Below are 1,906 nucleotides of genomic sequence, written 5' to 3'. Positions count from 1 at the left end.
TGCGCCCGACGCGGCCTTGATCCGGCCTGATGGTTATGTGGCTTGGGCCGGGGCGGGAGCCCAACGGGGCCTTGTGGACGCGCTGACCACCTGGTTCGGGCCGCCTGCTGCCGCAGGTTAGCAGACGCGATCGAAGCGATCGCGCGACCGCCTTGAGAATATTGCGTCGCTTCCTCCGACAGTGCTCCTGACAGTTGGTTGACAGGAGTTTTCAACTGTGCAGAATTGGTTGGACCATTGGACCACTCGGAGGAAATGTGGACCAGAACAGCCTGCCACCCATTCAAATCACGGCGCGCGACGACGCCGTGTTGAAGGCGTTGGTGGGATTTGTTCGCGCCGAAGCCCTGCAGCTGGGCGACAGACTCCCAACCGAACGCATTCTCGCCGAGCGGCTGAAGGTCAGCCGCAACACCGTGCGCGAGGCTCTGACACGCTGGGAAGGGCTCGGCCTCGTCGAACGCCGGCAAGGCAGCGGCACCTATCTCAAGGCGGCTGTTTCGCCTGATATGCTGCACATGCCGCTGACACTGGCCGGCGGCAATGATTTCACCAGCCTGATGCAGACGCTGGAGATCCGCCGCGCGCTGGAGGCGGAGGCAGCAGCCCTTTGCGCCGAACGCGCCAGCCAAGCCGATATTGCCGAGATCGCACGCAAGCTCGACATCATGGAACAGGCGTTCCGCACGCGCGAGGGCATGTCGTCGGAAGAGGATTGGGAGTTCCACCAGGCGATCTACCGGGTCTCGGGCAATCCGCTGTTCGAGCAGATCATCGCCGCCATGCATGAGCTGTTTCACCGCTTCTGGGAGCATCCGCTCGGCGTGCGTGACTTCGGCCACGCCAGCTTTCCCTACCACCGGACCATCTACGAACGCATTGCTGCCCGCGATCCGCAGGGCGCTCGCGCCGAGGCGCTCAAGCTGATCGCCACCGTCGAGGACGACCTCAAGCGCGGCGCGGCCAAACTCAAACTCTCGAGCCAGACATGAACGAGCATCCATCAGGTTTCGATTACGAGTATCTCACCGAAGCGGCCACGCTTTTGGCGCATGACGAACCGTTCCCCGGCGGTGCGGTGGTGCCGCCGATCTACCAGACCTCGCTGTTCACCTTCGCCAACTATGCCGAGATGGCCGATACCTTTGCCGGCAAACGAAGGCAGCCGATCTACTCGCGCGGCGACAATCCCACGGTGATGGAGTTCGAGGCGCGCGTGGCAGCGCTCGAGGGCGCAGAAGCCGCGCGCGGCTTTTCCAGTGGCATGGCGGCGATCAGCGCCACAGTGCTTGCGTTCGTCGGTGCGGGCGAGCGCATCGTGGCGGTGCGCAATTGCTATGGCGATGCCTACCGTTTGTTCGAGCGGCTGTTGCCGCGCCTCAACATCAAGGTCGACTATGTCGACGGCTCCGAGCCGGATGCGGTCGCGGCGGCACTTCCCGGCGCCAAGCTGCTTTATCTGGAAAGCCCGACCTCGATGATGTTCGAGCTGCAGGACATCGCGCATCTGACACGGTTGGCCAAGGAACAGGGCATCGTCACCACGATCGACAATTCCTGGGCGACGCCGGTGTTCCAGAAGCCGATCACGCATGGCGTCGACCTGGTGCTGCATTCGGCCTCGAAATACCTTGGCGGCCACAGCGATACGGTCGCGGGCGTCGTGGCGGGTTCGGCTGCCTACATCAAGCACATCAACGAGCAGACCTATTCCTATCTCGGCGGCAAGCTGTCACCGTTCGAGGCGTGGCTTTTGCTGCGCGGCCTGCGCACGCTGCCGCTGCGCCTGCCGCACCACATGAAGAGCGGCCTGACCATCGCCGAACGGCTGAAGGCGCATGCCGCTGTCGAGCGGGTCAACCATCCCGTCTATTCGAACCACCTGGGCAAGGCGACGCTGGCCGGC

At 63.7% G+C, this 1,906-nt stretch carries 3 protein-coding genes; all 3 read left to right on the top strand.

The genetic code is table 11. The features are described from left to right. A partial coding sequence (locus EN991_RS41875) for a hypothetical protein (protein ID WP_348630518.1) occupies nt 1-121 on the top strand: 121 nt, incomplete at its 5' end. A gap of 136 nt (nt 122-257) precedes the next feature. Beyond that, a complete protein-coding gene (locus tag EN991_RS34430; protein ID WP_013531928.1) occupies nt 258-992 on the top strand; it encodes a FadR/GntR family transcriptional regulator in 735 nt (244 codons plus the stop codon). Then, nucleotides 989-1,906 (top strand): PLP-dependent transferase (locus EN991_RS34425; protein ID WP_127370401.1); only part of this gene is annotated, 918 nt, incomplete at its 3' end. The genes EN991_RS34430 and EN991_RS34425, both read left to right, overlap by 4 nt.

It is taken from the genome of Mesorhizobium sp. M7A.F.Ca.US.005.03.2.1, assembly GCF_003997795.1.
GTDB classification, from domain to species: domain Bacteria; phylum Pseudomonadota; class Alphaproteobacteria; order Rhizobiales; family Rhizobiaceae; genus Mesorhizobium; species Mesorhizobium ciceri.
Note: the sequence above shows the minus strand (reverse complement) of the source record. Positions and strands in the feature narration are given on the sequence as shown.